The sequence below is a fragment of the Sulfitobacter sp. HI0040 genome, assembly GCF_001634885.1.
GTDB lineage: Bacteria > Pseudomonadota > Alphaproteobacteria > Rhodobacterales > Rhodobacteraceae > Sulfitobacter.
The window spans coordinates 1-6,537 of sequence record NZ_LWEX01000056.1 but is presented as its reverse complement, the minus strand read 5'-3'; the positions used below and the strand labels follow the sequence as shown (position 1 = coordinate 6,537).

Here is a 6,537-nt window from a genome sequence, read left to right as displayed (position 1 = left end):
GCACGCCTTCGATCATCGCGGCGTCCACAACCTGCCCCTTGCCGGTCGTTCCCCGGGCGAAAAGCGCCGAAAGGATCCCGAAAAGCAGGAACATTGTGCCCCCACCATAATCCGCCACGAGGTTGAGCGGGGGAACCGGCGGGCGCCCCGCCTCCCCCATGGCGTGCAGCGCGCCGGTGATCGCCAGATAGTTGATGTCATGCCCCGCCGTCTGCGCCCATGGGCCGTCCTGCCCCCATCCTGTCATACGAGCATAGATCAGGGTGTCGGGGCAGGCATCCGGCCCCAGCCCGAGGCGCTCCATCACCCCGGGGCGGAAGCCTTCGATCAGGACGTCGGCAGAGGCGATCAGCGCGCGTGCCGCTTTCAGGCCCGCGGGCGACTTCAGGTTCAGGGCGACGGAGCGTTTGCCGCGCCGGTTCACGTCCGTCGGATCGGCAGGCGCCGCCGCACGGTCCACAACGATGACATCCGCGCCAAGATCGGCAAGCAGTTGCCCTGCCAGTGGCGCAGGCCCCAAACCGGCGAATTCGATGACTTTCAGACCTTTTAGGGGGCCCGCCATGATCAGGCCGCTCCCGGCAGATCGACCCGGCGGCCGCCTTCTTCGAAGCCGTCAAGCGACAGGGGCCATACGGTCCCCGGCCAGCGCAGTTCCATCTGGCGCTTCCGGGGGCGGTAGATGGCGGTGTAAAGCGTGCCGAAACCGGCATTGAACGCCGTCGAATAGAGCGGCGGTTTGAGGAAGGCGGAGATGAACTTTTCCTCCGGGTCGCGGTGCAGGCGCAGCCTTTGCAACAAAAAGCGTTCGCGTTCCACCGTGGCGGTGAACCGCGCGTGGCTCACCCATTCGACGTTTTCCTGATGGTTCGTCGCGACGGCGGCATGGGTGATATGTGCCGGCCGGTCGGGGGCCATCATCGCGGTCAGGTAGTTCCGCTTCCGGTCCAGCACGGTGACGTTATAGCTCATATGGGTGGGAACGCGGGCCAGCACCTTGCCCGCTTCTTCGGTGGTTTTGCAGGTCTGCAGAACATAGCGCAGGATCAGCGGCACACCGAAGCCCCGCCCCACCACCCGACGCCCCCCGAAGGTGAGCGAGATCGAAAGGCCCGCATCGTTCACCCCATCGACCAGCCCCCAAAGCCCATCGGACGTCCCCATGACCCGGCGGCCCTGCCATTCGGTCCGCAGAACGAGCGAGTCGAACGCCAGTGGATTGTAGTCGTAGTTGCGGACCATGACGGGCTCCTTGCCCGCCCAAATCGCCTGACTGCAGGCCGAAAGATAGGGCGGCGGGCAGTAGAAACTGAGGAACCTTGCCGCTTGATCACCACCGCCCGCCAACTTGCACAGCTCGTCATAGAGCGGGACAAGCTCGGGCATATGCTCTGTCATCGCGCGGCGACACTGCGCATAGGTCGGCCGCGCCGCCTCGCCCTCCTTCAACCACCATGCGTGGTAATCGGGCCAGTATTCGGCGAAAAGCCCGGCCCATTTCGGGCCGGGCGTTGCAATGTCTAGGGCACGCCAGAACACGTGGCTTCCTTCCTTGTTATCCTCAGAGGATTTTAAAGGCCGGGTCCGAAAGTTCAGGCGCGGCGGCTGCGGTCGGCAATGGCTTGCCGTTCACGGATTGCTTGATGCCATGAATCCACTTTTTCGCCCGCTCGTTCAACTGGAAACTCTTCGTCATTGACCGACCCCGCGTGACGAGGATACCGATATCGGCCCCTTCGTAGCGGTAATCGCCCGGCTGCAGGATCCGCAGAAAGAAGGCTTCGTTCTCCGATTCCACCGCCCGGCGGTGATAGTCGAAGCGGTCGAACACCACGCGCCCGTCTTCGAGCATGCGATAGATGCCGGTTTCGGGGGATTCGGTGCAGATGTCGACGTTGTCCTCGGTGTGTTTGATGACCATCTGGCTCCAGCCGTCGATCATATCCGGGTCGGCCCAGCGGTTGTTCAACTCATCCACGTCCAGCTGGAACTTCTTGCGCGAGAATTCAAGCAAGTGGAACAGGAAGAGCGGCGCATCCGCGTGGGCAAAAGCCGCGTGGTTCGTCATGGACGACGCACCTGTGATGCGGGGGTTCAATTCCCCCAGCCAAAGGTCACCTGTCTTCTTGTCGATCAGGAAATCCAGCTCGAAGTAGCCGCGATAGCCTTCCTTGCGCAGCTGTTCCCCGAACTTGAAGGTCAGGTCGCGCGCTTTTTCACGGACCTTCGGCGGAAAGGCCGTGGCAAGGATCTCGTTGCCGCACCAGCCGCCACGATATGGGGTCAACTCCTTGAAGCCGACGAGTTCGGTCATCAGGGGGCCAACGATGGTGCCTTCCTTGGTGGCGCAGGCTTCGATCGCGGAACCCCGGCAATCGATCCGCTTCATGATCTTGATTTCGCCTTCGCCGACGATCTCATGCTCGTGCCGCCGGAAATCGGCCTCGTTCTTGATGAAGAACGTCGTATGACCACTGTCGCCAAAGGCGGACTGCAGCACGAGGTCATGGCCGATACCGGCCTTCTCGCAGGTTTTCTTGAGGTCTTCGTAGGATTTGACCTCGGCCAGAACGTTGGGCACCGAGGGCACGCCCGCCTTGTTGCCGATGCGCACGGTCTCGATCTTGTTGTCCATCGCCTGGCGCAGCTTGGCCTTGGGGAACCAGACGTCGGCGCCCAGTTCTTTCGACAGACGCTCGGTTTCCTCGTCGAACATCAGGAAGACGAACTTCGGCTTTCCGCCGCGGCGCTTGATGAAGTCGATCACTTCCTTGTGCTGCAGCAGGTAGTTGTTGATGTCCTCGATGGACTGGAATTCCGCATGCGGCTGTTCCGAGGGGCAGAACACGTTGGGGTGCTTGCCGCCGTAGCAATCGATGTAACAGATGTATTTGAAGTTCTTCACCCATTCGTCGAGGCCCAGCAAATTGAAGTTGGTGGCCGAGATGAAATAGACGGGGTCCTCGTTCCGGTGAAAGAACCGGCGGATTTCCGAGATATTCTTGAGAATTGTCGTAGCCATGTTGAAGGTCCTTTTCTTAAGCGGGTGATGATGAAAGATCGTTCGATCCGACCCGTTTGAGCGCCTCTTCGGTAAAGACGCGCAGGCCGAGGTCGGGCCGGTAGCCGTGAATTTCGCTCACATCGAGCGCCCGCATGAATGCGAGGATTTCCTGGCTCACGACCTGTCCGGGCACCAGAATTGGAAAACCCGGGGGATAGGGAATGATGAAACTTGCCGAAACGACGGTTTCGCCTGCATCCATCGCCTCCTTCAGGGAGCCGTCCAGTTCGAGATAGTCGCAGTTCTTTTCGTCATAAGCGAGGAAGAACGCGGTGCGGATATCCCCTTCGACGGTGATGTCGTCAGCGCGGAACGCGTCGTGGAAGCGGCTGAAATCGGGCAGCGGGGGGAAATGCTCCATCAGGTTGGAAACCCGCCGGTCGAACGAAAGCTTTTCCATCCGGCTCGCATCGTCGAGCAACTCGTCCAGTGATTTGGCGATCTCTACCAGCACCTCGATCAGATAGGCGACGGAGGACCGCGTGGTGCCGATGTTGGTCATGAACAGGACGGTGTTGCGCGACGTCTTGTTGATCTGGATCCCGTAGCGATCCATCAGGATATCGGTCTTGAAGGTATCGCCGTCCCAGCCGGTGCCGCCCACCGCAAGCGTGACGCGTGTGGCATCGAGAACGAATTCGTCCTTTTCCCAGCAATCCCACATATCGGTCCAGCCCTGCTCTACGTCATAGTAGCTGGTCACGCCGCTTTCGCGGTGCTCATCCGGGATCATGTCGCCGGCGGTGAGCACCTTGAAGTACTTCTGGAGCAGCGGGTGATCCGCGATGGCGCGGCGCATGGACATGGCCGCCTCGATCTGGCGCTGGACGAACTCGAAACCCTCCAGCTCCACCTGCCTGCGCCCCACGTCCAGCGAGGCGATGATCTGGTAGTTGGGCGATGTGGAGGTATGGGTCATGTAGGCTTCGTGAAAGCTCTGTTCGACCTCTCCCTTGAAGTCCTGATCGTTGACATGAATCATCGAACCCTGCCGCAGTGACGTCAGCGTCTTGTGGGTCGACTGGGTCGCATAGACCCTTACGCGGGCATCGGGCGGCGGGATCAGCCGGGTATTGAGAAGCGTCTCGTCATCCGCGTCCTCCAGCTCCGCCTGCTGTTTCTCATAGGCGCGGGCATGGGCATCGGACCGGAATTTCGCGCGCAGGGTATTGGCCGCGTTCATCCCCGTACGCTGACGATATGTCGGATTGAACCGCGCGAAAGCGAACCATGCTTCATCCCACAGGAAAATAAGGTCCGGCTTGATGGCGAGACATTCCTCCATCATGCGTTCGACGTTGTAGACCAGCCCGTCGAAGGTGCAGTTGGTCAGCAAAAGCATCCGCACCTTGTGAAGCTTGCCCGCCGCCTTCAGCGCCAGAAGCTGGTGCTTGATCTCGCGCAGGGGGACCGCGCCGTACATCGAGTACTTGTTGAGCGGATAGCTGTCGAGGTAACAGACCTGCGCGCCCGCCAGCACCATCCCGTAGTGATGCGACTTGTGGCAGTCCCGGTCGACCAGAACGATATCCCCGGGGCGCACCAGTGCCTGCACGACGATCTTGTTGCAGGTCGAGGTGCCGTTGGTGGCGAAAAAGGTCTGCTTCGACCCGAAGGCGCGGCTTGCCAGTTCCTGCGCTTCCTTGATCGGCCCGTGCGGTTCAAGCAGGCTGTCCAGCCCGCCGGATGTGGCCGAGGTTTCCGCAAGGAAGATGTTCGGCCCGTAAAAGGCCCCCATGTCCTGAATCCAGTGGCTGCGGGTGATGGATTTGCCGCGGCTGATGGGCATGGCGTGGAAAACGCCGGTCGGTTGCTTGGAATATTCGACCAGTGCCGTGAAAAACGGTGACTTGTTCCGCGACTGCACACCCCTAAGGATGTTCAGGTGCAGTTCCATGAAGTCTTCCTGATTGTAGAAGACCCGCCGACAAATCCCCAGATCCAGTCCCGCGATATCTTCGACCGAGCGTTCGGTCACCAGATAGGCGTCAAGCTCCGGTCGTACCTTGGCGATCATGCGGCACAGTTCGGGGCCGTAATTTTCGGGCAGCAGGGCGTCGATCTCTTCGCGTCCGCCCGCGCGGGCGAGGTAACGGGTGAGGATCTCCTCCACCATGTCGGATTTGAGCGTAAGACCGGGGCGCACCACGATGGCCTGAATGTTGTGGTTGAACAGAACCGCGATCAGCGCGTCTTCGACGCTGGGCACCACCACCGCTTCATAGATAAAGGGGTCTTCCGACCGGCGCATCCGCTGCACGTTGCTGCGCAGCCAGCGTTCCTGCTGCTCGCTGACGTCATCGACGATCAGAACCTCGAAATAGGGCTTGGCCAGCGCCCGCGCTTCGGGCGGCTGCATCGACTCGTCGTCGTGCTCTTCCTGATCAAGGGAGTCGCGTTCCAGCGGGATGGTCCTGCGCCGGTAGGCCCCTGTCGTAAGGGCCCTTGTCACGCGGCCAACGGCAAAGGCGAGGTCTTCGTAGCTTTTGTGTTCGAACTGGCGGCGCATGTAGTCGAAGGCCGACATGCCCGGAAAAGCCCAGTAAGGCTCTATGACCGCCAGCGACTCGAACAGCTTGCGCACGTCGGCGACAAGCTTCTCGGCCTCCTTGGCACGCGGCTGGCGGGCCAGCGCGGCCGTGGCGCCGCGCATCGCGCTCCAGCGATCGGACCGCAGTTGTATTGCGGATGAATATTCGTTCATGGAATGCATCAGTCAATCTCCGCTGCGCGGCGTCGACCAATGCATTCCACAGCGCGGCAGGAAGCCGCGCGCGTTCAGACCGGTCTAGCCGCTTGATGATTCTCCCGCCCCGGTGAAGACACCGGGTTTTGCCGGGGGGTTTGGAATGGCCGCGCCCTCTTGGGCTTCGGCTGTTGGCGTGGCGGCAGGTTCGGCTGCCGGTTGGCTCGCCGTACCGGCCGAGGGGTTCGGCATGGGTTCGACGGTATAGGCGTGCGCGCCCGGCTGGGGCAGCGCTTCGGCACCCTTGAACACAGGCGCCTCGGGCACGGACTGGGCCGGAACGTCGACATGCAGACCGGCGCGGGTACCCTGATGGGGCACGGCAAGCGGCCCCAGCGTCTTGAGAAATGCATCCGCACCGCTGTTACGATCATAGACCGAAAAATCGATCGGGCGATCCCGGAAGGATTTCAGGACCTGCCCCAGACCCTTCATGCCGGTCTCGCGCTGGCGGCGGACCATGGACAGATCGACCTCGATCGGGAACATGTCCTCTTGCCCCGCGGACTGGTGCAGCACCATGGACGTCGGATCGACGACACAGGACTTGCCGGTGCCCCCTGCGCCAAGGCCGTTCACGTCGAAGATATAGCACTGGAACTGCGCGGCGGTCGCACGGGCAATCGCCAGCTCTGCGTCGCGGTCGGTCGTGCCGGTGAGCACGGGATGCAACAGCACCTCGACACCCTGAGCGGTCAACTGGCGGGTCGTTTCGGGGAACCAGATG

At 61.6% G+C, this 6,537-nt stretch carries 5 protein-coding genes; all 5 read right to left on the bottom strand.

All coding sequences use genetic code 11. From position 1 onward, the window contains the following. On the bottom strand, window positions 1-565 hold a 565-nt coding region (locus A3728_RS05130; protein ID WP_150120654.1), incomplete at its 3' end, for a CaiB/BaiF CoA transferase family protein. 2 nt (window positions 566-567) lie between these two features. After that, window positions 568-1,539: a C45 family autoproteolytic acyltransferase/hydolase gene (locus tag A3728_RS05125; RefSeq protein WP_067920856.1), complete on the bottom strand. Its 972-nt coding sequence runs from the start codon at window positions 1,537-1,539 to the stop codon at window positions 568-570. 22 nt (window positions 1,540-1,561) lie between these two features. Then, window positions 1,562-3,022, bottom strand: coding sequence for a biotin carboxylase (locus A3728_RS05120; RefSeq protein ID WP_067920854.1), 1,461 nt, complete (start codon window positions 3,020-3,022; stop codon window positions 1,562-1,564). A 16-nt stretch (window positions 3,023-3,038) separates the two neighbouring features. Continuing rightward, window positions 3,039-5,777: an aminotransferase class I/II-fold pyridoxal phosphate-dependent enzyme gene (locus A3728_RS05115; protein ID WP_067920852.1), complete on the bottom strand. Its 2,739-nt coding sequence runs from the start codon at window positions 5,775-5,777 to the stop codon at window positions 3,039-3,041. A gap of 75 nt (window positions 5,778-5,852) precedes the next feature. Beyond that, window positions 5,853-6,537, bottom strand: a 685-nt coding sequence (locus tag A3728_RS05110) for a carbon-nitrogen hydrolase family protein (protein ID WP_150120653.1), incomplete at its 5' end; no start/stop codon positions are given.